The sequence below is a fragment of the Bradyrhizobium sp. NDS-1 genome, from assembly GCF_032918005.1.
GTDB classification, from domain to species: Bacteria; Pseudomonadota; Alphaproteobacteria; order Rhizobiales; family Xanthobacteraceae; genus Bradyrhizobium; species Bradyrhizobium tunisiense.
On record NZ_CP136628.1, the window covers coordinates 5,164,026 to 5,186,993 of the forward strand.

General features: G+C 60.5%; 21 protein-coding genes. 6 read left to right on the plus strand and 15 right to left on the minus strand.

Annotated features, from left to right (window positions below):
• Positions 1-142 precede the first annotated feature (142 nt).
• On the plus strand, positions 143-1,090 hold the full coding sequence (locus RX330_RS24265) for a LysR substrate-binding domain-containing protein (protein ID WP_317240106.1): 948 nt from the start codon (positions 143-145) through the stop codon (positions 1,088-1,090).
• A 44-nt stretch (positions 1,091-1,134) separates the two neighbouring features.
• Here RX330_RS24265 and RX330_RS24270 read toward each other — a convergent pair whose 3' ends face one another.
• Positions 1,135-1,803, minus strand: a complete 669-nt coding sequence (locus tag RX330_RS24270; protein ID WP_317240107.1) for a TetR/AcrR family transcriptional regulator — start codon at positions 1,801-1,803, stop codon at positions 1,135-1,137.
• Positions 1,804-2,023: 220 nt separating this feature from the next.
• On the opposite strand from RX330_RS24270, the gene RX330_RS24275 reads away from it, so the two are divergent.
• On the plus strand, positions 2,024-2,962 hold the full coding sequence (locus RX330_RS24275; protein WP_317240108.1) for an alpha/beta fold hydrolase: 939 nt from the start codon (positions 2,024-2,026) through the stop codon (positions 2,960-2,962).
• Positions 2,963-3,187: 225 nt separating this feature from the next.
• Here the strand turns inward: RX330_RS24275 and RX330_RS24280 are convergent, their stop codons facing one another.
• The 3 genes from RX330_RS24280 to RX330_RS24290 all read right to left on the minus strand — a co-directional run bounded on the left by RX330_RS24280 (position 3,188) and on the right by RX330_RS24290 (position 6,248).
• Positions 3,188-3,631 (minus strand): winged helix-turn-helix transcriptional regulator, encoded by a 444-nt coding sequence (locus RX330_RS24280; RefSeq protein ID WP_212092607.1) that lies wholly within the window; start codon positions 3,629-3,631, stop codon positions 3,188-3,190.
• Between the two features lie 304 nt (positions 3,632-3,935).
• The gene (locus RX330_RS24285; protein WP_317240109.1) at positions 3,936-5,621 is read right to left on the minus strand and encodes a long-chain-fatty-acid--CoA ligase; all 1,686 of its coding nucleotides are present in this window, start codon (positions 5,619-5,621) and stop codon (positions 3,936-3,938) included.
• A 135-nt stretch (positions 5,622-5,756) separates the two neighbouring features.
• Entirely contained in the window at positions 5,757-6,248 is a 492-nt protein-coding gene (locus RX330_RS24290) for a winged helix-turn-helix transcriptional regulator (protein ID WP_212092609.1), read from the minus strand.
• A 151-nt stretch (positions 6,249-6,399) separates the two neighbouring features.
• On the opposite strand from RX330_RS24290, the gene RX330_RS24295 reads away from it, so the two are divergent.
• The 3 genes from RX330_RS24295 to RX330_RS24305 are packed head-to-tail and all read left to right on the plus strand — an operon-like array spanning position 6,400 to position 10,111.
• Positions 6,400-6,891: a (2Fe-2S)-binding protein gene (locus RX330_RS24295; protein WP_212092610.1), complete on the plus strand. Its 492-nt coding sequence runs from the start codon at positions 6,400-6,402 to the stop codon at positions 6,889-6,891.
• Entirely contained in the window at positions 6,888-9,257 is a 2,370-nt protein-coding gene (locus tag RX330_RS24300) for a xanthine dehydrogenase family protein molybdopterin-binding subunit (RefSeq protein WP_317240110.1), read from the plus strand. Before RX330_RS24295 ends, RX330_RS24300 begins: the two co-directional genes overlap by 4 nt.
• Positions 9,257-10,111 carry an FAD binding domain-containing protein gene (locus RX330_RS24305; protein ID WP_212092611.1) on the plus strand — a complete coding sequence of 285 codons (855 nt, stop codon included), beginning with the start codon at positions 9,257-9,259 and terminating at the stop codon, positions 10,109-10,111. Before RX330_RS24300 ends, RX330_RS24305 begins: the two co-directional genes overlap by 1 nt.
• Here the strand turns inward: RX330_RS24305 and RX330_RS24310 are convergent.
• The 11 genes from RX330_RS24310 to RX330_RS24360 form a co-directional block, all read right to left on the minus strand.
• Positions 10,091-10,639, minus strand: a complete 549-nt coding sequence (locus RX330_RS24310; protein WP_317240111.1) for a winged helix-turn-helix transcriptional regulator — start codon at positions 10,637-10,639, stop codon at positions 10,091-10,093. The genes RX330_RS24305 and RX330_RS24310 overlap by 21 nt on opposite strands.
• Positions 10,640-10,918: 279 nt before the next feature.
• Positions 10,919-11,905: a tripartite tricarboxylate transporter substrate binding protein gene (locus RX330_RS24315; RefSeq protein WP_317240112.1), complete on the minus strand. Its 987-nt coding sequence runs from the start codon at positions 11,903-11,905 to the stop codon at positions 10,919-10,921.
• A gap of 282 nt (positions 11,906-12,187) precedes the next feature.
• On the minus strand, positions 12,188-13,414 hold the full coding sequence (locus tag RX330_RS24320) for a CaiB/BaiF CoA transferase family protein (protein ID WP_317240113.1): 1,227 nt from the start codon (positions 13,412-13,414) through the stop codon (positions 12,188-12,190).
• A 1-nt stretch (position 13,415) separates the two neighbouring features.
• On the minus strand, positions 13,416-14,213 hold the full coding sequence (locus RX330_RS24325; protein ID WP_212092614.1) for an enoyl-CoA hydratase/isomerase family protein: 798 nt from the start codon (positions 14,211-14,213) through the stop codon (positions 13,416-13,418).
• A gap of 85 nt (positions 14,214-14,298) precedes the next feature.
• Entirely contained in the window at positions 14,299-15,288 is a 990-nt protein-coding gene (locus RX330_RS24330; RefSeq protein ID WP_317240114.1) for a fumarylacetoacetate hydrolase family protein, read from the minus strand.
• Positions 15,289-15,894: 606 nt separating this feature from the next.
• Positions 15,895-16,908, minus strand: coding sequence for an NAD(P)H-dependent flavin oxidoreductase (locus RX330_RS24335; protein ID WP_317240115.1), 1,014 nt, complete (start codon positions 16,906-16,908; stop codon positions 15,895-15,897).
• A gap of 21 nt (positions 16,909-16,929) precedes the next feature.
• The gene (locus RX330_RS24340; protein WP_317240116.1) at positions 16,930-18,117 is read right to left on the minus strand and encodes an acetyl-CoA C-acyltransferase; all 1,188 of its coding nucleotides are present in this window, start codon (positions 18,115-18,117) and stop codon (positions 16,930-16,932) included.
• 13 nt (positions 18,118-18,130) lie between these two features.
• Positions 18,131-19,261 carry an acyl-CoA dehydrogenase family protein gene (locus RX330_RS24345; RefSeq protein ID WP_317240117.1) on the minus strand — a complete coding sequence of 377 codons (1,131 nt, stop codon included), beginning with the start codon at positions 19,259-19,261 and terminating at the stop codon, positions 18,131-18,133.
• Between the two features lie 23 nt (positions 19,262-19,284).
• Complete coding sequence (locus RX330_RS24350) at positions 19,285-20,466, minus strand: acyl-CoA dehydrogenase family protein (RefSeq protein WP_317240118.1); 1,182 nt, start codon at positions 20,464-20,466, stop codon at positions 19,285-19,287.
• A 12-nt stretch (positions 20,467-20,478) separates the two neighbouring features.
• The gene (locus RX330_RS24355) at positions 20,479-21,216 is read right to left on the minus strand and encodes an SDR family oxidoreductase (RefSeq protein WP_317240119.1); all 738 of its coding nucleotides are present in this window, start codon (positions 21,214-21,216) and stop codon (positions 20,479-20,481) included.
• A 378-nt stretch (positions 21,217-21,594) separates the two neighbouring features.
• Complete coding sequence (locus RX330_RS24360) at positions 21,595-22,224, minus strand: 2-hydroxychromene-2-carboxylate isomerase (protein ID WP_317240120.1); 630 nt, start codon at positions 22,222-22,224, stop codon at positions 21,595-21,597.
• Between the two features lie 200 nt (positions 22,225-22,424).
• Here RX330_RS24360 and RX330_RS24365 point away from each other — a divergent pair, with 200 nt between their 5' ends.
• Positions 22,425-22,943, plus strand: coding sequence for a winged helix-turn-helix transcriptional regulator (locus RX330_RS24365; RefSeq protein WP_317240121.1), 519 nt, complete (start codon positions 22,425-22,427; stop codon positions 22,941-22,943).
• Positions 22,944-22,968 lie beyond the last annotated feature (25 nt).

Below are 22,968 nucleotides of genomic sequence, written 5' to 3' on the forward strand. Positions count from 1 at the left end.
ATGCCGCGTAAGCCCACGGCACAGTGACGGGAATTGTTCGACGCGGCGCTGATATGAGGTTAAGTTCGGAGTGTCCGCGGCTACCATTAGACTGGCAGTGAGCCGCGGAAAAACAATTGAAATCGATTGTGGATCGTTGAATTTGGCTCAGCGCAAAATGTCGAATGCCCGATCAACCCTTCCGCCCTTGGCAAGCCTTCGTGCGTTCGAAGCTCTCGCACGGTCCGGTAGCGTCAAGCTTGCTTCCGAAAGTCTAAACCTCACCCCATCTGCGATCAGCCATCAAATTCGTACGCTGGAGGCGCACTTCGGCGTTCAACTCGTGCGACGCAGCGGCCGGAATGTCGAACTCACCGAAAGCGGCGCGATTTACGCCAGCGCCGTGCTCAGCGCCTTCGACGAACTGTTTCGCGCCAGCGACCTCCTTGAGGATCGCAAGCGCGGCCCGATCGTCAGGGTCAGCGTAACGCCGACGTTTGCGATGCTCGCTGCGCTCCCGCACCTCGAGAGATTCCGTATCGATAATCCGGGGCTTGATCTGAGGCTGGAGGCCAAGAATACCCCGGCCGATTTCGAGCGAGACAATATCGACGCCGCGGTCCAGTTCGGCGAGCCTCCTTTCGGTAACCTGACCTATCATCGGCTGCTCAGGTCGCGCGCCGCCCCATGCGCTGACCCGAAGCTGTTGGACCGCCGCGGTCCCATTCGGCATCCGGAAGACTTGACGAGGCTGCCGTTGATAAAGTTCGCCACTGCGCCAGACCTTTGGCAGAGATGGTTCGCGGAGTACGAACCGCAAGTCGCGACGAAGGAACCGGACCTCGTCGGCGACAGCCTCTTGACGGCCATACAGATGGCCAGGTCATCGATGGGCGTAGTCCTGGCGCCTTTCCCTCTGATCGCTCCGCTGGTCAGCAGCGGCGCTTTGACGGTCATAGCGCACTGGGGCTCGAAAAGCATCGCGCTGAGGGACTTTTACTTTACCCATCGGAAGGTCGATGGCTCGTCCGAGAAGATCAAGGCTGTCCACAAATGGCTGAAAGTCGTGGCCAAGGCCTTGGAAACCGATGCTGGAAAGCTCGGAGTGTAGAACACTGCCACCGTTGGAAGTGCGCTCCGGTGACAAACGGGGCCTCACGCCAGATGATTGGATCTCTTGCGCTTGTGGGGCCTTTTCGAACCCGGGGGCCTGGTCCGCACCGAGGATTTACGGGATGCTTTCGTAGTTCCGAGGAGTTGCCGCTCGTTGCCGAGGACATGTTCGCGAGCCACGCTCATGATTTCCGAGGCGAACTCCCGATGATCCGCCGCGCGGGCCAACAGCAATGCGCCCACGATTTCAGACACGATGGCGATCGCTTCTCGCTTCGATGGGCCGTTCATGTCCTCGGACAAAATGGCGATCATCTCTCTCAGACCGTTTGAAAACGTCCGTCTGACGCCGGCGCCGGTCCGGGAAACCTCGGCACCGAGCGCCGGAAGAGCGCAACCGTTCGCGACATCGTCACGGTGTCGGTCCGTGAGATAGTAATCGACGATATTCAAAAGGCGTTCGCCGGGACTGGATCGATCGGCCAGCTTCCGCCATTGCTCTACCGATACGTTCATGGCCCGGGCGAAAGCTCTTTCGATCAGATCGCTCCGAGATTTGAAATGGAGATAGAAGCCGCCGTGCGTCAGACCGGCGGCCTTCATGAGCCCGGCCACCTTGACGCCTTCAACTCCTCGCTCGCGGATTCGAGCCGAAGCGCGATCCACGATACGTGCGGATGTTTCGGCTCTATGTCCTTTTTCATATCGCATATTGTCTCGCGGTCACGAGCTACTCGACGACCGAAAAGTCCGCGCGACAATGTTGCCGCACCCGTCCTGCATCCACCGGTTCGGCCGCGCTCTGGACCACCGTAATTCATGCCGATGCGGCTCGACATGGCAAAGCTGGTGCTACGCCTATTCAACATTGAATTACGCCCTCGGATTTCTGGATGTTAGATATCATGTAGGTTCGCAAGGGAGCCGGACAATGACGAGGATTTCTGCGCCTTTGGACGACCGCCCCGGTGCTCCTGCGCAGGCGCGCCAGACTCGCTCGGGCGATATTCGCAAGCGGACGGTTCGGGCCAATGGACTCGATTTTCCGGTCCTCGAAGCCGGGAGCGGTCCTCTGGTGCTATGCTTGCATGGCTTTCCCGATCATGCGCAAAGCTGGGTCCACATCCTTCGCCGCCTTGCGCAGGAGGGATATCGGGCCGTCGCTCCCGCCTTGCGCGGATACTGGGCTGGTGGCGCAGCACCTGACGGATCCTACCGTGCCGCCGCGATCGGGCAGGACGTCCTCGCCCTGATCGAGGCCTTGGGGGCCGATCAGGCTCATGTCATCGGCCACGATTTCGGAGCGCGGGCTGCCTACTCCGCAGCAAGCCTCGACGCGTCGCGAATCTGCAAGCTTGTCGGGCTGGCGGTCCCCTACGGGAAGGGTCTGCCGCAGGCATTCGTAGCCGATGGCGAGCAACAGCGACGAAGCTGGTACATGTTCTTCTTTCACACGCGCTTTGCGGAGCCGGCCGTTCAGCTCAACGAGTTCGCATTTCTCGATCGGCTCTGGCGGGAATGGTCGCCCAGCTACAAGATGCCGGCTTCGGATCGCAGCGCGTTGATCGAGACGTTCAAACAGCCTGGCGTCCTGCCTCAGACGCTTGCCTACTACCGCCAGCTGTTCACACCGCCGCCCGAAGCGGAAGCCCAGGCCCTGGAAGCTCGCGCGAACGGCCCGATCGCTGTCCCCTCGCTCTACCTGCACGGGGAGGAAGACGGTTGCATGTCAGCTCGGCTCAGCGACGACATGGCAGCGGCGTTCACGAAAGGCTTCGAACGCGTCGTTCTGCCCGGCGTCGGCCATTTCCTTCATCTTGAAAAGCCCGAGGTTGTTTTGGGTCACATTCTGCCTTTCCTCAAGACCTGATCGCCGCAAGGCGCGGTCCTGCTACGGCGGGCTGCCTTTCCACTCAAAAGGAACGCCCGTCATCTCCTCGAAAAGGACGTTGCGATGTCGAAACCGAGCCCCATTCTGATTACCGGCGCCGGCGGCGACGTTGGAACGATCCCCGCGGCTCCGCGAAGCGCTCGGCACGCCATGACGGCAGGATCTCCCGTCATTCAACTGAAGCTCGGGCTACGTCTCGCGTCTCTAACCGGCTTTCGCTGCCGATTTGCCACCGGATTTTACGCGTCGGACCGGACGGCGGATCAAGGCATCGGAGGCTTGCTGTAGGTGGCGAATGCACTCGTCGTGCTGCAGGCCAGGCTTCAATCTCCCGTTGACGTGCCGGACGCCCCACTGACCGAGAGCCAGAACGACGACGCCAAGCTCGCGGCCCGAGTCCGTCAGGGTATAGGCCGCCCTGGGCGGATGATCGCTATAGAACTCGCGGCGCACGAGGCCGTGCTCCTCAAGTGTCTTTAGACGATCGGAGAGCACATTGGGCGCCATGCCGGGCAGACGCTCCTGAAGATCCTGGAAGCGCATGGTGCCGGGAAGCAAGTCCCGGACGATGAGGAGCGTCCAGCGCGCGCCGACGATATCGAGCGTGCGGGCTACAGGACAAGATGCATCCAGACTGTTTCTTGCCATCCAATATGGTCCAAATTCCTACCTTGTCCAAATATAGTCCATATTCCGGGAATTGAAACTATCCGCAAACTCCCGGCGGCCATGCCACCTCGGATTCTGGAAGGCTCTTCGAGAGCGCAAGGGGGCCTGTCAATGGCTCGGAAGCCATGTGCAGCCAAGGGGTCTCAGCGGACCGATCATCGCCCCCAGCCGGATTGTAACCGGACGGTAGGTCCCATTGAACGGCCAGACCAACGTCCGGATCGAGGCTGAGTCGTAGATTCCCTCGACCGAAAACGGCGCCTGGTAGGGTTCGACGATCCCGTCAGCCGCTGACTTCTTGCGCTTCACTCCTCAACTCGCGGCGCAGGATCTTACCTACATTGCTCTTCGGAAGTTCAGACCTGAACTCGATCTGCTTCGGAACCTTGTAGGGCGTCAACTGTGTCCCTGCAAAACTGACGAGCTCCTCTGCCGTCAGTCGAGGATCGAGACGAACGACGAAGGCTTTCACCACCTCGGTGGATTTCGGGTCCGGCACACCGATCGCGGCGCACTCCAGAACCCCGGGGTGACTCGATATGACTGCTTCGACCTCGTTCGGATACACATTGAATCCCGAGACGATGATCATGTCCTTCTTGCGGTCCACGATCTTGATGAAGCCGTCGGCGGACATGACGCCGATATCGCCCGTTCGGAAGAATCCGTCATTCGTCATCACCTGGGCGGTCTCATCCGGTCTGTTCCAATAGCCAGCCATGACCTGCGGGCCTTTTCCGCAGATTTCGCCGGCCTCTCCGATCGGCAGTTCGTTTCCTTCATCGTCGCGGATCGAGACATAGGTCGATGGCAGAGGCAAACCGATCGTTCCGGAGAACTCGGTCATATTCGGCAATGTGGAGGTCAGCGTTGGCGAAGTCTCCGAAAGTCCGTAGCCTTCGGAAAGGATACAACCCGTCACCGCGCGCCACATGTCTGCGACCCCCTTTTGGGTCGCCATACCGCCGCCGATGGCCATCTGCAACTCCGAGAAATCCACATTCTTGAAGTCGGGATGGCGCAGCAGACCATTGAATAGCGTGTTGACGGCCGGAAAGCTGTGAATTCTGTGTTTGCGGAGTTCTCGAACGAATCCATCGATGTCACGCGGGTTTACGATCAGAAGATTGACGCCGCCGACCCGGACGGAGAACAGGAAACAAACGGTGAGCGCGAAGATATGATACAGCGGCAGCGCGCAGACCGTCATAAGAGGCTCGCCCACGCGATGGTTGCGGAACGCGGGCTCGCTCCACGCAGTGATTTGAAGGACGTTTGCCACCATATTGCGATGGAGCAGGGTCGCTCCCTTCGAAACACCGGTGGTGCCTCCCGTGTATTGCAAGAAGGCAACGTCGTGCGGGCCGATATCGGGCCTCCTCAGCGCCATCCTTCGACCGGCCGATAGGGCATGGTTGAACGAGACGGCGCCGGGCAGAGTGAAGGTGGGCACCATCTTCTTCACCTTGCGCACGACAAAGTTGACGAGAATGCCCCTCGGACCGAGCAACTCCCCCATGGAGCAGATGATGATGTGCTTGATGTTCGTTCTTGGCAGCACCTTTTCCAAAGTCGCGGCGAAATTCTCCAGAATGAAGATGGCCTCCGCTCCCGAATCGTTCAACTGATGCTCGAGTTCTCGAGGCGTGTAGAGAGGGTTGACGTTCACCACCGTGCAGCCCGCACGCAATGCCGCCGCCCCAGCGATCGGGTTCTGGAGAACGTTCGGCATCATCACCGCAACTCGACTTCCCTTGACCAGACCTTTGCCCTGCAGGTAGGCGCCGATTGCGGCCGACATTTCGTCGAGCTCACGGTAGGTGATTGCCTTGTCCATACAGATGGCCGCTTTGCGATCTCCAAATCTGGCAAAGCTTTCTTCGAACATTTCGATCAATGACGGAAACTGATCGACGTCGACGTCCGCCGGCACGCCGTCGGGATACTTCCCAAGCCAAAACCGTTCCACGTTACTCCCTCCCCAACAAGGACCGCCTTTGCAGTCTCTATTTCTCCGCCGAATGCGCCGCAGCCAGAAAAGACAGGCAGTCGGCGTCCGGGCACAATGCAGTCTGTCGAAGCCCTTGTTTGGCCAATGGACTGGCTATTGCCCGAACTTTGCTATGCGCCATCTCACCAAGTCGTCGGCCCCCGGGCCCGCCTTTGGACGAACATCCCTCAAGCGGACGGTCGCGCCCGATTCCTCATCAACAATCTCCAACTTCACCCGTCGCCCTCCGTTCTTGTTAACGAATTCGAGTGGAGCTCCGGCATCTCCAGTCACTCCCCATTTATCACCGACCTGAGCAAGCGCCTGGATGACGAGGATCATGTCCCAGCCTTTACCGGACAAGAAGTACTCGTAGCGATCGGGGCCGGTCCGATAGAGGCGCCGTCCGATCAATTCGTTTCGTTCGAGATGCTTCAGCCGATCAGAGAGCGTGGCATCGGTGATGCCGGTCGATTTTCTCAGATCATCGTACCTGCGCACGCCCAGCGATAAATCACGCAAGATCAAGAATGCCCAGCGGTCGCCAACGGCATCGAGTGCCCCGGCGATCGAGCACGCCATTCCTTCAAAGCTCTTCAATCGCATCCGTCTTCGTCCGAACAACCTGTATTCCAAGCACGCGCCAGGAGCTTGCATTCGATATCACCAAGCGCCAGCAAAAAATAGCTTGATACAAGTCACTATTATTATTAAAGTGACTTCAATAAAAGAATCGCGCTCCGGCGCGGGAGGAACCATGCCTACCCCAGCAAGCCCGCACACCGTGACAATCGAAATCAATGGATCGCGCAGGACCGCGACCGTCGAGGCGCGGAGGCTCCTGGTCCATCTCATACGGGAGGATCTCGGCCTCACCGGCACGCACGTCGGCTGCGACACGTCTCAATGCGGCGCCTGTACCGTCGAGATCGATGGAAAAGCCGTGAAATCCTGTACGGTGCTCGCCGTCATGGCGGACGGCGCGTCGATTACGACGATTGAGGGGGTGACCGGCAGCGGCGGCGAACTCAGTCCTGTTCAGATGGCATTTCACGACCACCATGCGCTTCAATGTGGCTTCTGCACACCGGGCATGGTGATGAGCGTCCGGAGCCTGTTGAAGGAAAACCCCAATCCCAGCGAGCGCGAAATCCGGCACGGCCTGGCCGGCAATATCTGTCGGTGCACCGGCTATCACAACATCGTTCGCGCTGTGGAAAGCCTCGCATCGAAAGGCGGTGTGGCGTGACCCTTCCGACCGGAATGCGACACATCGGCCAGCCGCTCAGGCGACGGGAGGATCTCAAGCTGCTCGCCGGCAGAGGGCGCTACGTCGACGATTTGAACTTGGCCGGCATGCTGCATGTGGCGATGCTGCGATCGCCGCACGCTCACGCCGCGATAAACGGCATCGATCCGTCGAACGCGAAGAAAGCTCCCGGTGTTCGCTTGGTTCTCTCCGGCAATGAGCTCGTCGACAAGATCGGCCCGATCGTGCCGAACTGGATTATTCCCGGTAGCAATGTGCCGGTCCGCCCGGTGATCGCGACCGATCGCGTTCGCTTTGTCGGAGAATGCGTGGCGCTGGTCGTGGCGGAAACCTTCGCGCAGGCCTGCGACGCACTCGAGCTGATCGAGGTCGACTACGAGGTGTTGTCCGCGGTGACCGACGAGGCGTCCGCCATCGGAAAGGACGCGCCGCAGCTTCATGACAACGTACCGGGCAACGTTACCACCTTCTACAAGGTCAAGGGCGGCGACTACGACAAGGCGAATCGAGAGGCCGATCAGGTCATCAGCCTCCGCGTACTCAATAACCGCCTCATTCCGACGTGCATGGAAACCCGCGCGATCGTCGCGGCACCGGAACCGGACGGCACGCTCACTGTCTATATCGGAAGTCAGGTCCCGCATATGCACCGCCGCTGGATCGCGGAGACGGTCGGTATTCCCGAGAATCAATTGCGCGTGGTCGCGCCGGATATCGGGGGCGGCTTCGGGGCCAAAATGCATCTGTACCCTGAAGATCTGCTCTGCCCGTACCTTGCTCGCGAACTCAACGCGCCGGTCAAATGGTGGGAGTCCCGCTCGGAGAGCCATCAATCGACCAGCCATGGCCGGGCGCATACGGAAGATATCGAGATCGCCTTCAACGACGATGGAAGGATTCTCGGCCTCAAAGTCAGCACACTGGGCAATGCAGGTGCATATCTGTCCAACATGGCAACCGGCGGGCCGACCGTGAACACGGTCAATTTCGGCACCGGCACCTACAAGATTGAGAACTACGAAGCTCTTTCCCGGGTGGTCGTCACCAACACGGTTCCGGTGGACGCTTATCGCGGTTACGGTCGCCCCGAAGGGGCCTACATCGCCGAGCGCGCCATCGATGCGGTGGCGCGCCATCTCAATCTCGACCAGGTGGACGTCCGGCGAAAGAACTTCATTCACTCGTCCGATTTCCCCTACCGCCCTTACAACAGCACCGGCGTGATGTACGACAGCGGCGACTATCAAGCGCTGCTGGACAAGGCACTCGCGGCATTTGGTTACGAAGAACGTCGCGCGGAATGCGAGGCCTTGCGCGAGCGCGGCATTTATCGCGGCGTTGGAGTTGCCGCCTACACTCATATGTGCGGCATGGCGCCATCACGCCGGTTGGCCCTCGGCGGCTTCAACCGCGGCGGCTGGGAAAGCGCACGGGTTAGTATCGATTCCAGCGGGCGAGCCACGATCTATTCGGGCTCGATGAGTCAGGGACAAGGCCATGCCACGTCGCTCTCGCAGATCGCTGCGGACGTTCTCCAAATTCCGATCGAGGATATCGAGATCGTCCAGGGCGACACCCGCCAGGTGCAAGCGGGCCACGGCACGTTCAACTCACGGTCGATGGCGGTCGGCGGATCGAGCGTCCATGTCTCTGCCCACCAGGTCATCGCCAAGGCCAGGAAGATCGCCGCGGGCATGCTGGAAGTGGATGAGAAGGATGTCTCCTACACGGCGGGCGCATTCACCGTACCCGGCACCGATATCGCGCCGCTGTCCTTCTCCAAGGTGGCCCGTATGGCATATGTCGGCCATAAGCTGCCCGACGGCGTGGCCCCCGGCCTCGACGAGACGGTTTTCTATGATCCGACCGGCATGGGCGCACCGTCGGGCGTCCATCTCGCTTACGTCGAGGTCGACCCCCAGACCGGAACGGTCGACATTCTCGATTATGTCGCGGTGGACGATGTCGGGACGTTGATCAACCCGCTTCTTGCGGCCGGCCAGATCCATGGCGGTGTCGCGCAGGGCATTGCTCAGGCCCTTTATGAAGAGGTCAGCTACGACCCCGACAACGGACAGCTCCTGACCGGTTCGCTGCTGGACTACGCCGTTCCGCGCGCCGAGCATGTTCCCAACATCAGATCGCTGTTCCAGGAAACGCCGTCGCCGACCAACCCAATCGGCGTGAAGGGCATCGGTGAGAGCGGCTCGATTGCTGCTCCGCCCTGCATGGTCCACGCCGTGCTCGATGCGTTGTCGCCATTCGGCATCAAGCATCTCGATATGCCTCTCACGCCGCCACGAATCTGGGCCGCAGTACGCAACGCACGCGGAGGAGCCGCCTGATGATCCCCGCTGCATTCGACTATGTCCGCGCGTCTTCCCTCGCCCAGGCGATTGAGCTGTTACGCGACAATCCCGACGGAGCGAAGCTCCTGGCCGGTGGCCATACCCTGCTCCCAGCGTTGAAGTTGCGGCTGGCTTCGCCCGAGCTTCTGATCGACATCCGAGGTGTCACCGAGATCAAGGGGATCGAGATCGGCGAAACCCATGTCAAGATCGGCGCGCTCACGACCCACGCCGAGTTGTTCGCTTCCGAACCGCTAAATCAAATATTCCCGGTCTTCCGGGAGGCCGCCAACGTTCTGGCCGATCCCCAGGTACGTAACCACGGCACGATCGGCGGTTCGCTGGCCAATGCTGACCCGGCAGCGGACTGGCCAGCCGTCGTCTTGGCGCTGCGAGCGGACATCGAGATCGCCGGCGCAGCTGGACGTCGCACCGTACCGGCGGAGGACTTTTTCGTCGATATCTTCACGACGGCCCTCGAGCCTGACGAAGTTCTTGCCGCAATCCGCATCCCGAGGCCGAAACTCGGCACGCGTTACACCTATCGGAAAATCCGGCATCCGGCGAGCGGGTTTGCCGTCGTGGGAGTCGCGATAGGAGTGCGAATACAGGGCGGTATCGTCAACGATGTTTCCATCGGCATTACCGGTGCAGCGAACCACGCTTTCGTGGGCAAGGCAGCGTCCGAATTCTTGACGGGCAAGGCTCTCTCTCAGGACAACATCGACGAAGCCGCCAAAGTGGTCGGCGAGATCACCGAATGCCTCTCGGACCGATATGCGCCGGCCGAATATCGCGCGGACTTGATCCGGGTCGAGCTCGGGCGGGCTCTACTTGCGCTTTCCTCTTGAGACGGCACTGACCGGCTTGGCGACATTACGGTCGCCTGAAGTGCCGCCAAATCGCTTTCGGTTGAAAGACACGGCACCCGCGCCGGGGACGATCTCAACGTCCTCGAGCCGCAAAGGCCGGCCGTCCGCCCTTTTCAGCTTCGGATACTCAATCGGACGTCCCGCCGCGCGATCGAGAAACACGACTTGCGGGCCTTCCGGCTCTGCCAGCCAGTCGTCGCCCCATTTCTTCAGCGCGAGATAGGCCGGGAAGAAATCACGTCCTTTCTCGGTGAGGACGTATTCATATCGTCCGGCATGTTCAGGCAATCGGACACGAGCCATGATCCCAGCATCGACCAATTTTTTCAGCCGCGAACTCAGAATGTTCGGCGCCACGCCGATGTAGAACTCGAATTCGTCGAAGCGCTTCACTCCGTAATACGCTTCGCGCAGGATCAAGATCGACCAGCGATCGCCAACAACCTCCATAGCCCGAGCCATGGAGCATTCCTTGTTCGCAAGCCGACTTTGCTTCACACCGGACATAGCCATCCTTCTGCCGCCAATATCAGCTCTACCATATTGATGCCGAATTCGCGCATGTCCAGCGCTACTCTCGCAATCTACCTCGGACCGAGCTGCAGAAACAGCTCAATCAGGATTTTTGCGGCCCCGGCCATGAAAGGCTGCGCCCGGCAGGACCGCGCCGGCGGGGGCGTTCTCAGGCGGTAAACGACCTGGATCTCCATGTCCCACGCACGTTGTCGGGAACATGGACTTGGAGCTCCGCCGGCTTGATGCAGCCAATAGAGGACGATCGATTGCCTATTGCAATTTCAGGGACATCGACCCGATGACCCTGAGATACTTCTCACGCTCGCTTTTGAAGAACGTCATTGCCTGAGACACGTCCATGGGCGCGACCGGTCGCGCGGCGCTGGCCTTGATTCTTTCGACATTCTCATCGCTCGCGCTCCAGACGTTCATTGCCCTATTCAAGCGCGCGACGACCTCGTCAGGCGTATCCGGCGCCGCGAACAGCGCAGACCAGATGCTGTACTCGAATCTGCCAACGCTCGCGCTTTCGCTGATGGTCGGCACCATGGGTAACATCGGATTGCGCTCCGCGCTAGCGACGGCAATCGCCTTGAGCTCTCCGGTCCGGATGAGGCTCAGCGCTCCAGTGCCCATGGGGACAAAGGCGAGGTCAATATGCCCGCCCAGCAGGTCTGCGATCACCGGCGCGGCGCCCTTGTACGGGACTTCCAGGAATTTTGCCCCCGTCCGCTGCTGGAAGTCGGCTCCGACGACCTGTGACGAAGAACCGGACCCCCAATGCGCAAGGGTCAATTCCTTGCCGTCCGGCTTGAGCGCATAGTCGACAAGCTCATCTGCCGACTTGAAGGAATGGGCTCTGCTCGACACCAGCAGGAAATCGGAATCGCCCACGATGCCGATGAGCTTGAACTTTGCTGGGTCGTACTTCGCCGATGGCAGGGTGACTGGCGCCGTGATGAAGTCCGAGCCTGTGGTACCCAGCAGCGTATAGCCGTCTGCCGGAGCCTTCAGTACAGCGCTCACAGCAATCGAACCATTCGCTCCCGGAACATTCTCCGTCACGAAGGATTTGCCGAGATCCCGCTCCATCACCACGTTCGCGGCGCGGATTGATACGTCCGCCGGCCCGCCGGCGGGGAATGCCACTTTTACGGTGATGGGCTTGGCGGGGAAGTCCTGTGCGACTGACGGCTCCGTCGCCCAAAGCAAAAGCAACGCAGCGCTCAGCAACGGTCTCTTCATGCGACCTTTCATTCTGGACCTCCCAAAGCCCGGTCCGTTCCGCGCTATGAAGCTGCGACAACGAACGCAACGAACGTTATGATTGTGACACTCCAACCCATCATGATGATCGTCCAAGGCTGCGGCGCACCCTCGGTCTGCTTGAACTCCATGCCTCCATCAATTTGCACCATCGGCTGGACACTCCTGATAGAGCTTCGGTCGTCGGACAACGAACGAAGAGCCACGCCTCAAAGGTGTTGCTGGAGCTAATCTCGCCCGCGGTTTCAACCGACCTGACGGCCGAAATCGAGTTCAGGTGGAAAGAGGGGCGCGCGGATGCGAGACGAGAACTCCGGCATCGCTCAGGCGTTTCAACTCCGCTTCGCTGATGCCAAGCTCGCCGAAGACCGCTGCGTTGTGCTCGCCCTGGAAAGCGGGCGCGCCGATCGGCGTCAACTCGTCCACCGAGAACCGCCACGGCCGTCCCGGCAGGCGATATTCGCCACCACTGCGATCAGGAACGTGCTGCACCGCGCCCCAGTAATCGCTCCAATCCGACGCCGTAAGCTCCTTGATCGACCGGATCTCGCCCATCGCGATCTTGGCCTCATCGAACTGCGCGTCGAGGGTCGCCATATCCGGAAAAGTCAATATCCAGGATTGAATCATCTGGTGCAGCAGGCCGAAATTGAGACGGCGCGCTGCCGCGGAGGAGAACCTCGGATCGTCCAGAAGATCGACCCGACGCATGGCGCGCAACCAGGATGGAAAGGTCCGGCTACCGACGATACTCGTGGCAACCGTGAACTCCTCGCCTTGCGGTCCCGTGAAGAAAGAACAGTCGGTGGCCCCAAGCACCGCAGGCTCCGCACCAATGTCGTCGTCCGAAAGGTCGACATGCGCGCGCTCGTTGACCGCGAGTAGGGTTGCTGCCATCGCGACATCGATGTATTGGCCCTGCCCGGTTTTCTGCCGGCTGTTCAACGCCGCAAGAATCGCGATCACCGCCTGCAGTCCCGCATAGACGTCGGCATGCGACAGGCTGTCTGTCCGCGGTTCGGTCAGCGCGCTACCGTAGTGACGGACGCTGTTTTCGGTGAAGCCGGCCTCCGCCTGCACGGTCGGTGCGTAGGCCATCCGGCTACGCCAAGGGCCGCCCTGGCCATAGCCGGTAATGGACGCATAGATCAGGCGCGGGTTGCGCCTGGACAGGGTTTCGTAATCCAGGCCGAAGAACCCCAGCGTGCCTGCACGGAAATTCTCGACGATAATGTCTGCCGTATCGCAGAGCTTCAGCGCCAGTTCATACGCTCCGGGAACGTTGAGATTGATGCTGACATTGCGTTTGCCGGCATTTTGCTGGGCGTAGTAACCTGACATCCCGTCAGTCGACGGAAAGGCGAAACGCGAGACATCCGGACTTGGTGGTTCGATCTTGATGACCTCGGCCCCAAGATCTTGCAACGTCCGGGCGCATAGCGGACCGGCAAGCACCCGGGAGAAATCCACCACACGGATTCCGCTCAACGGACCACTCATGTCAGCGCCCCGCGAACTTGGCAAGGCCGGGTCCATTCTTCCGGAATGACGCCAGGCCAGCCTTCAAATCTTCCGAGGCCCAGATCGGCGCCTGAACTCTAGCCATGGCCTCGTCGGCGGCCGCGACGCCTTCGTTCACAGCGATGTGCGCGAGTTGCTTCGTCGCCGCGTGCGCCACGGTCGGTCCCTGCGCAAACTCTTCGGCGATCGACATCGTGGCGGTCTCGAGCGACTCCTCCGGGACCGTTAGATTGATCAATCCCCACTTCTCCAGCGTCGGCGCATCGTAGCGCCGGGCCAGCATCGACATCTCCTTGGCGCGCTGCGCACCGATCCGCTGCACTTGACGCTGAATTCCACCCAGCAACGGATGTAGCCCGAGCGTCGCCTCGACCGAGCCGATCTTAGCCGATGAAGCTGCGATGATGTAATCGCACGAGAGCGCGAGCTCGAGACCGCCCCCGAGGCAAACGCCGTGAACACTGGCGATCAACGGGATTGGCAGCAACTCCATGAAGCGAAGAAATTCGACGCCGTTCAACCGTCGATTTTCGTTGGCCTGGTCGGCGCTACCCGCTTCCACCCGCTTGTCGAAGATGTCCAGATCTGCCCCGGCGGAGAAATGCCGCAAGCCACTTCGGATGACGATGGCTCGACTTCCGGCCTGCTGCGCACCCTCCACCTGTTCGACGATCGCGTTGATGAGCTTGGGGCCAAGCAAATTGTATGGCCGATAGACCATCGTCAAAACGGAGATATTGCCGCGCTGCTCGCGCGTCACCAATGCATCCTCGGACAAAGCTGCCTCCTGTACTGATGGCTCTTGCGACCATCCCTTAAGCTGAGACTACACGTTCACTTTCGTTTTGCAAGTTGCATTTCGCTCAGGCCGTCTGGCGCTCAACCCGATTTTTCAAGATCCCGATGCTCTCGACCTCGAGTTCGATGCTGTCGCCGTGCTCGAGGAACCAACCAAGTTCGAGGCCGCAGCCATTGCCCACAGTACCGGAGCCGATGAACTCGCCCGGCATCAACGTCTCGTCCTGCGTCACATGGGCGATGATTTCCTCGAACGAGAAAAGCATGCCTTCGCTGGCGCCTCGCGACCGGGTCTCCCCGTTGACGCGCGCTTCCATGGTCAGCTTGTAGGGATCGCCTATTTCATCTGGCGTCACGATCCAGGGCCCAAGCACGTTGCCGCCATCGAAGCTCTTGCCTTTGGCGGGCCCCAGCTTGCCTTCCATCTCAAGCCGCTGGGCATCGCGCGCGGAAAAATCATTGAAGATCGTGAACCCGAATATGTGATCGCGCGCTTTCGCTGCAGAGATGTTCGCGCCCCTGTTCTTGGTGATGATGCCGAACTCCAACTCGTAGTCCATCATTCGGCTATAGCGCGGCCATCTCACGGTGGTGTTGGGGCCTCCGACGCTGAAGCGGTTCGTGATGTAGTAGATCGGCTGCTTGCGATAGATTTCCGGCAATTCAGGCAGAGGCGCCGCCTGAAGGCGGGCGAGTTCAACCGCATCGCCGGCTTTTCGTGCCTGGAGCTTGAGGTGTCCAATCGGAGCTTGAACGATGTGCACCGGGAACGACATACCGTCGCGCATTTGGCGCGGCTCCGGCAGCGGTGCGAGAAGCTCCGATGCGGCGACATCGGACGACAGATCCTGGTCCTGCCCGTATCGACTGAACAGGTCCGACGCTGCATCGAGCGAAGCGTCGCAGTCGTCGATGAGATCAAGCATTGAATTGAAAGCCGGATTTGGTTTGCCGGCTCGCTCGGTTGCGGAAGCGAGATCGAACAAACGTGTGTCGCCGGCATGAACCAGCGCGACTTTGCTCCGACCGTTCGATCGATAGGTGGCCAACTTCAACAGCCCCTCCCCTGATTTGCGTCTTCCTTGTCGATCGAAGCATATCTTATAACTTGCGTTTTGCAAGTTGTACGACAAGCGGACCAGCGGCGTGTTGTCGACCATTGCATGACTGCCCCCGCATCAGGATGAGCGGCATCGTTGCCGACCCTACATAGCCAGCGCATAAGCTTTTGTCTTATATGCTCTTAATCGGCTCGCCGCCGGTGCCCGTCAGCACGTCTCACCGGTAGGCCGGGTGGCGGTTATGGCGTTTCACTCTACCAGATCGCCGACGATGAGAGCATCGAAGCGATAACCTCACAGGATCCCATCGTGAAGAACGGCGCCGGTCATGATGAGCACTATCCGATGCGTCATTTGGCGGCTCGGGACTGAACGCCGCGTCCATCAGTTGCACGAGCGGGGACTTGGCAACTCTGGCACTTGTCGCTCGGACTTGCGCGGTATTCGCGCTCCAATCCAGCGCCAAAATCAGCCGAGGAAGCAACGGGCTTCTCTTTCCGGCGATCGGCATGACTGAAGAATATGCGACAGACTCATAAGTGGACTGGACGCTGAGACCAATGAGCGTCCAGTCTGGTTATCCCTGCTATTCCAGAGGCGTTAAGCGATTGCGCGTGCCGGGACGGAACCCTTGCCCGCACCGTCGAGGAAGCCCGTCAGCCGCTGCCGGATGATACGTTCCGCATCGGCCATGATGCGATCGATCAGCTCCTTGACGGTCGGGATGTCATTGATCAGCCCCACGACCATGCCACAGCTCCAGGCTCCCGCATCCATGTCGCCATTTATCATCACCTTCGGGTAGACGCCGGCAACCTGGTCGAGAATGTCCTCGATCTTCAAGCTTGCCCCCTTCTCGCGCTCGATCTCGAGCAGCTCGTCGACACCCTTGTTCTTCAGGACGCGCTCGGTGTTCCGCAGCGCGCGCATGACAAGCACCGTGTCAAGCTCGGTCGCCTTGACCAGTGCCTGCTTCACGTTGTCATGGACAGGCGCCTCCTTGGTGGCGACGAAGCGAGTGCCCATGTTCATGCCGGCCGCCCCCATCGCAAGAGCCGCGACGAGGCTTCGCGCATCCGCCATGCCGCCCGAGGCGACGAACGGAATCTTGAGCTCATCGGCGGCGCGAGGCAGCAGGATCATGTTCGGCATGTCGTCCTCGCCGGGATGACCGCCGCACTCGAAGCCATCGACGCTGACCGCGTCGCAGCCGATTCTTTCGGCCTTCAGCGAATGCCGGACCGAAGTGCACTTATGGATCACCTTGATGCCGGCCGCCTTCAGCGCCGGCATGTACTCTTCCGGGCTCCGGCCGGCAGTCTCGACCGCCTTGATGCCGCCTTCCTTGATCGCCGCGATATATTCGGGATAAGGCGGCGCGGTGAAGCTGGGCAGAAACGTGAGATTCACGCCAAAGGGCTTGTCTGTCATATCGCGGCATCGCGCGATTTCCTTGGCCAACAGCTCGGGCGTCTTTTGGGTCAGGCCGGTAATGAGGCCGAGACCGCCGGCGTTCGACACCGCGGCTGCGAGTTCGGCGAACCCGACATAGTGCATCCCGCCCTGGATAATCGGATGCTTGATTCCGAACAGTTCAGTAATCGCTGTTTTCACGATGAACTCCCGCTGCTTCGCTCAATGGATGATTTCGAAAAGACCCGCCGCACCCATGCCGCCGCCAATGCACATGGTCACGACGCCGTACTTGGCCTTTCGTCGCCGCCCTTCGAGCAGGAGGTGGCCTGTGAGGCGGGCGCCGGTCATGCCATAGGGATGACCAATCGCGATCGAGCCACCATTGACGTTGAGCTTGTTCGGATCGATGCCGAGCTTGTCCCGGCAATAGATCACCTGAACGGCATAAGCCTCATTGAGCTCCCAGAGATCGATGTCGTCGATCTTGAGGTTGTGGCGCTTCAGAAGCCGCGGGATCGCGACGACCGGGCCGATACCCATCTCATCCGGCTCGACGCCCGCGGCAACGAAGCCTCGGAAGATACCGAGCGGCTTGAGTCCCTTCTTGGCCGCGATCTTGTCGCTCATGATCACGCATGCCGAAGCGCCGTCCGAAAGCTGGCTCGCATTGCCCGCACTGATGGTCTTGCCTTCGAACACCGGCTTGATCTTGGCGAGGCCATCTGCGGTCGTGTCGGGACGCGGACCTTCGTCCTTCGTGAGCGTCACTTGCTCGAAGGTGACCTGCTTGGTCTCCTTGTTGACGAGCGCCATTTTGGTCGTGATCGGGACGATTTCGTCGTCGAACCGACCACTTTGAAGAGCAGCTCCGACGCGGCGCTGGCTCTCCAGGCTGTACTCATCCTGCTTGTCACGGCCGATCTTGTAGCGCTCGGCGACCGTTTCCGCCGTCTCGAGCATCGACATGTACATGTCCGGCTTCATCGCCATCAATTCATCGTCGACCATGTGAAACTTGTTCATATGCTCGTTCTGCACCAGGCTGATCGACTCGATGCCGCCTCCGATCGCGACGTCCACGCCGTCCAGCATCACGGAACGTGCCGCCACCGCGATCGCCTGCAGGCCAGAGGCGCATTGCCGATCGATCGTCGTCCCGGCGACGCTCACCGGCATGCCCGCACGGATCGCCCCCTTGCGGGCCACGTTCATCACCATGGTGCCTTGCTGCATGGCGCAGCCCATCACCACGTCTTCGACTTCACCAGGGGCGATGCCGGCGCGCTTCACTGCCTCGGCCATGACGTGACCGGCCAGGGTCGGCCCCTCGGTATTGTTGAGGGACCCACGGTAAGCTTTGCCGACCGCCGTGCGAGCGGTGGAAACGATTACTGCTTCAGTCGTCATATTGCCTCTCTGCTTACGCTGCCGCGTCGAGCTGCGCGTAACGCAGCACATGGAACGCGGGATCGCCGAACTGGATGTTGATGGAGGAGATACGCTTGAAATAATGTCCGACGTTCAGCTCGTCGGTCATTCCCATGCCGCCGTGAAGCTGCACCGCCTGGTCGGCGACGAACTTGCCGGCATAACCAATCTTCGACTTGGCGCCCGAGGCAAGCCGCGGAAGCCCCGCATCGCCGGCGGCGAGGCTGAGGTTGAGATGTTGCATCAGGGAGAGCGCCTCCTGATGCGCGATGAACATGTCGACCATCCTATGCTGCAGCACCTGGAAGGAGCCGATGGTCGTGCCAAACTGCTTGCGGGTCTTGGAATATTCCAGTGTGGCGGAATTCAGCTCGCCAATGGCGCCGACGGCCTCCGCGCAGAGCGCCCCGATGGCGCGGTCGCGACACGCTTCAAGTGCCGCAACGCCCTCGCCTTCCTTTCCCAGCAGTTGTCCGCGGACCTCGCGCATGCGGATCTCCGCGGCGCGTCGGCCGTCGATCGTCTTGAAGCTTTGAAGATCGACACCGGCGACGCGACGGTCGACCACGAAAAGGCTGACGCCGTGCCGGTCGTTGTCGCAGCCGGAGGTCCGCGCCGACACGATCAAATAATCCGCCCAGGGCGCGGCGATCACTGCGGTCTTCTCGCCGCTCAGAACGTAGTCGCGTCCGTCTCGCCGTGCCGTTGTCGTGACATTGGCCAGATCGAAACGGGATTTCTTCTCCGTCCAGGCCAGCGCCCAGATCTTCGTGCCGTCGATAATGCCAGGGATGAACTCCTGCTTTTGCTCGGCGGTGCCCGCGGATTCGATCAAACCACCTGCCAGCACCACCGTCTCGACGAAGGGCTCGACGACGAGGTGACGGCCGAACTCCTGCATGATGATCATGGTCGACAAAGGACCGCCGCCGAGACCGCCTGCATCCTCGGAGAATGGCGCAGCGAGCAGACCGAGTTCGGCGAAAGCCTCCCACTGCTTCCGGCTGAGACCCTCTTCACTCGCCAGGATCTTGCGCCGCTTATCGAAATCGTACTGATCGCGCAGCACGCGCTGGACGCTGGATCGCAGCAATTCCTGCTCTTCCGTGAACTGGATGTCCATCCGGTCCTCCCGATATGCCGCGGCTAGAGGCCAAGAACGGCTTTGGCGATGATGTTTCGCTGGATCTCGTTCGAGCCGCCGTAGATGCTGAGCTTGCGCGAGTTCAGGTATTTCTCCGATGCCGTATGACCGTAATCGGGACCCGGCATGAAGCGGTTGGCACTGACCGGATGCTCCCGGATCGCAAGGCCGTAATTGCCGATCGCGCGATGGGTGAGCTCGGTAATGTTCTGGAAAATCTCGGTCCCGCGGATCTTGAACAGCGAGGCCGCCGGACCGGGATCGATGCCGCGCGCCATCTGGGCGACGACACGGAGTTCGGTCGCCTCCAGCGCCAGCACATCGAGCTCGATGCGGGCGATGTCCCGCAGAAACTCCACATGCGCCGGATCATCGGCGGGAATCTCGGCCTTCACGATCTGCTTGAGCTTCTGGATGTAACGGGTCGACCGGCCGATGCCCGCCATGCTGGTGCGCTCGTTGCCAAGCAGGAATTTGGCGTAGGTCCAGCCCTTGTTCTCCTCGCCGACCAGATTCTCGACGGGCACGCGGACGTTCTCGAGGAAGACGTCATTGACCTCATGGCTGCCGTCGATCGTGATGATCGGCCGCACCGTCACGCCAGGCGACTTCATGTCGATCAGCAGGAACGAGATGCCGGATTGCGGCTTCGCATTCGGGTCGGTTCGCACCAGGCAGAAGATCCAGTCGGCGTGCTGCGCAAGCGTCGTCCACGTCTTGTGACCATTGACGATGTAGTGGTCGCCGTCGCGCACGGCCTTGGTTCTGACGGTCGCAAGGTCCGAGCCGGAGCCGGGCTCCGAGTAACCCTGGCACCACCAATCCTCACCCGACAGAATCCGAGGCAGAAAGCGCTTTTTCTGCGCCTCGTTGCCGAAGGTGTAGATCACCGGCCCGACCATGGTCACGCTGAACGCGAGCGGAGGCAACGTGCCGGCACGGGTCGTCTCCTGCTCGAAGACGAAGCGCCGCGTCACCGACCAGCCGGGGCCGCCGTATTCCTTGGGCCAGAGCGGCGCGATCCAGCCCTTCTTGTGCAGGATACGGTGCCAGAGCAGCGACTGCTCCTTCGTTAAATCGGTCTCCGGATTCGGGACGCGCATCTCCGCCGGATAATTGTCCGCGATAAAGGAGCGGACCTCATCTCGGAATGCAGCGTCCTCCGGCGAAAGTGCGAGCTCCATGAAAGGCTCTCCTTACCACTTCTCGCCGAAAGGACGAATTTCCAGTTCGAACGTCCACGCGCTCCTGGGCTGCTGGTAGAGCTGCCAGTAGGACGTTGCCACGGAGGACGGAGGCATCAAGGCATCCGGATCGTCGAGTGCGGTGGGGCCGAGCGCTTCCAGCCGACGTTGCCGCACCCACTCGGTGTCCACGCCTGAATCGATGATGAGATGAGCGACGTGGATGTTCTGGGGCCCCAACTCACGCGCCATGGCCTGCGCCACCGCGCGCAAGCCGAACTTCGCACTTGCAAAGGCCGCGTAGCCGGAGCCGCCGCGGAGCGACGCCGTCGCGCCTGTGAAGAAGATATTGCCGCCTCCGCGCGGCAACATCAGCTTCGCCGCCTCGCGGCCGGCCAGGAATCCGGAATAGCAAGCCATCTCCCAAACCTTGCGGAAGACGCGCTCCGTCGTTTCGAGGATCGGAAAATTGACGTTGGCGCCGATATTGAAGATGCACGCTTCCAGGGGCGCGTGCTTGTCGGCATCGCCGAGGAAGGAGATGATCTCATCTTCCTTCCGCGCATCGAGCGAGCGGGCATGGATCTCGCCGCCGGAAGCCTCGATCTCCTTGACGAGCGGCGCCAGCTTGTCGCCGTTACGGCGACCCGCGAAAACCGTGAACCCTTCCGAGGCGAACTTCTTTGCGATCTCGCCGCCGATGAAGTCACCCGCGCCGATCACGGCCACGGTTGCGTTTCTCTTCTGCACGGGCGTGCTCCCTGTGAGATTACATCTCGCTTGTTGAGTATTCTGCTGCGAACCGCTGGATCATCTCGCCAACGGCCGCCTTACCTTCCCTGCACATAACGTTCTTTTTTAGAACTCGTCAATCGATATTTGGGCCGGTCCTCCTCGAAACGACGCTTGCTCGCGACGCAGGACAGTCTCGCTCACGAGAACCGAGAGGCGCAGTCACACGTCCGCGCGAGTCGCGGCTTTTGCGTCGACCGCACTCGCACCGATGGACCGCTTCGCAACGCAGTTCGACGAAGCAGAGCGCACATATTGCAGTTTCGATGAGCGAGCGAGGAAACCGCTCGCAATCACCAGCGGCCACCTTGGGCCAAGCCGGTCTTTTGGTGGATCTTAGGCCGTCGCAGATTGGAGTTTCGATTGCTCGACAATCGATTCCTCCACGTCCCGAAGCTGGTCCTTTCCGAAAAACATCTCCTTCCCGACAAAGAACGTCGGCGAGCCAAACGCTCCGCGGCTTACCGCGTCGTTCGTCAGATCGATCAGCCTCTTCTTCACGTCGTCTTGCTGGGCGCGCTTCGCCAACCTGTCAATATTGACGCCGGAAGCGACGAACGCGGTCCGGAACACCTCCGGATCGTCCATCTTCTTCGGCTCTTCCCACATATGATGATAGGCCGCCCTGAAATAGGGCTTGAACATCCCCTCCAATTGCGCGGCAACGGCGCACCGCATCAACATGAGCGTATTGACCGGGAAAAAGGGGTTCGAACGAAATTTGGTTACGTTATGCCGGCGAATGAACCGCTCCGTCTCGAGCGCCTGGTACTCGGGCTTGTTCTTGATGCCACGAAGGGAGTCGAAGGGCGACATGTTGCCGGTCGCCTTGTAGATGCCGCCAAGAAGAACCGGAACGTACTCGAACTTGGCGCCGGTGCGCTGCTCGATGCCAGAAATGGCGATCTCGGCCAGATAAGCGTTCGGGCTGCCGAAATCGAACATGAACTCTACTTTCGGGGTCATATCGGCGTTCTCCGGACAACTTAATGATGGTTGAGCTGGCCCATGAGATTATAGTTCCTTTTTCGAACTGTCAAACCTACCATGCGCATACCGGGCCAGTTTCCCTGAGGGTATTGTTCGAAGTTCAGTACCTATCTAGAATGCGGCAAACTATCGTTATCCCCCGGATTCGGGAGAACGGTCGGTATTTGGAGACCGCGATGAAATGGAAAGAACTTGAGGAAGAGCCATGCTCAATGGCCCGAACCATTGGGGTCATTGGCGATCGATGGACCCTGCTTATCCTGCGCGAATGTTTTCTGCGCACCCGCCGCTTCGAAGGTTTTCAGTCTGCACTGGGAATTACGCGCCATCTGCTCGCCGAACGGCTGAAGAAGCTCGTTCGGCAAGGCATTCTTCGTCGGATTCCCTATCAAGAGTCGCCTAAACGTCACGAGTACATCCTGACCCAGAAGGGGTTGGATCTCTATCCCATCATGATGGCGATCGTGCATTGGGGCGATACTCACATGGTGGACGAACGCGGCCGGCCCCTGCTGCACCAGCACCGCAATTGCGGGAAGGACTTCGATCCCGTCATGGTGTGCTCCGAGTGCGGCGAACCGGTTCTAGCCAAAGAGGTTCACACGCATGCGGGCCCTGGCGCCGGACGGCCCCTCGCAGGGAACGCAGCGGAAGGGCCTGCGCCGAAAGCCAAGGCGCGACGCAAGGCGGCCTGAGAGCGCTCCGCGCGGCAGCTCTGCC

Excerpts from the sequence above, each read along its gene's own strand:
- RX330_RS24270 (WP_317240107.1), bottom strand. The coding sequence starts at position 1,803 with ATGCGATATGAAAAAGGACATAGAGCCGAAACATCCGCACGTATCGTG.
- RX330_RS24275 (WP_317240108.1), top strand. The coding sequence starts at position 2,024 with ATGACGAGGATTTCTGCGCCTTTGGACGACCGCCCCGGTGCTCCTGCG.
- RX330_RS24280 (WP_212092607.1), bottom strand. The coding sequence starts at position 3,631 with ATGGCAAGAAACAGTCTGGATGCATCTTGTCCTGTAGCCCGCACGCTC.
- RX330_RS24290 (WP_212092609.1), bottom strand. The coding sequence starts at position 6,248 with ATGCGATTGAAGAGCTTTGAAGGAATGGCGTGCTCGATCGCCGGGGCA.
- RX330_RS24295 (WP_212092610.1), top strand. The coding sequence starts at position 6,400 with ATGCCTACCCCAGCAAGCCCGCACACCGTGACAATCGAAATCAATGGA.
- RX330_RS24305 (WP_212092611.1), top strand. The coding sequence starts at position 9,257 with ATGATCCCCGCTGCATTCGACTATGTCCGCGCGTCTTCCCTCGCCCAG.
- RX330_RS24310 (WP_317240111.1), bottom strand. The coding sequence starts at position 10,639 with ATGTCCGGTGTGAAGCAAAGTCGGCTTGCGAACAAGGAATGCTCCATG.
- RX330_RS24315 (WP_317240112.1), bottom strand. The coding sequence starts at position 11,905 with ATGAAAGGTCGCATGAAGAGACCGTTGCTGAGCGCTGCGTTGCTTTTG.
- RX330_RS24320 (WP_317240113.1), bottom strand. The coding sequence starts at position 13,414 with ATGAGTGGTCCGTTGAGCGGAATCCGTGTGGTGGATTTCTCCCGGGTG.
- RX330_RS24340 (WP_317240116.1), bottom strand. The coding sequence starts at position 18,117 with ATGACGACTGAAGCAGTAATCGTTTCCACCGCTCGCACGGCGGTCGGC.
- RX330_RS24345 (WP_317240117.1), bottom strand. The coding sequence starts at position 19,261 with ATGGACATCCAGTTCACGGAAGAGCAGGAATTGCTGCGATCCAGCGTC.
- RX330_RS24350 (WP_317240118.1), bottom strand. The coding sequence starts at position 20,466 with ATGGAGCTCGCACTTTCGCCGGAGGACGCTGCATTCCGAGATGAGGTC.
- RX330_RS24360 (WP_317240120.1), bottom strand. The coding sequence starts at position 22,224 with ATGACCCCGAAAGTAGAGTTCATGTTCGATTTCGGCAGCCCGAACGCT.
- RX330_RS24365 (WP_317240121.1), top strand. The coding sequence starts at position 22,425 with ATGAAATGGAAAGAACTTGAGGAAGAGCCATGCTCAATGGCCCGAACC.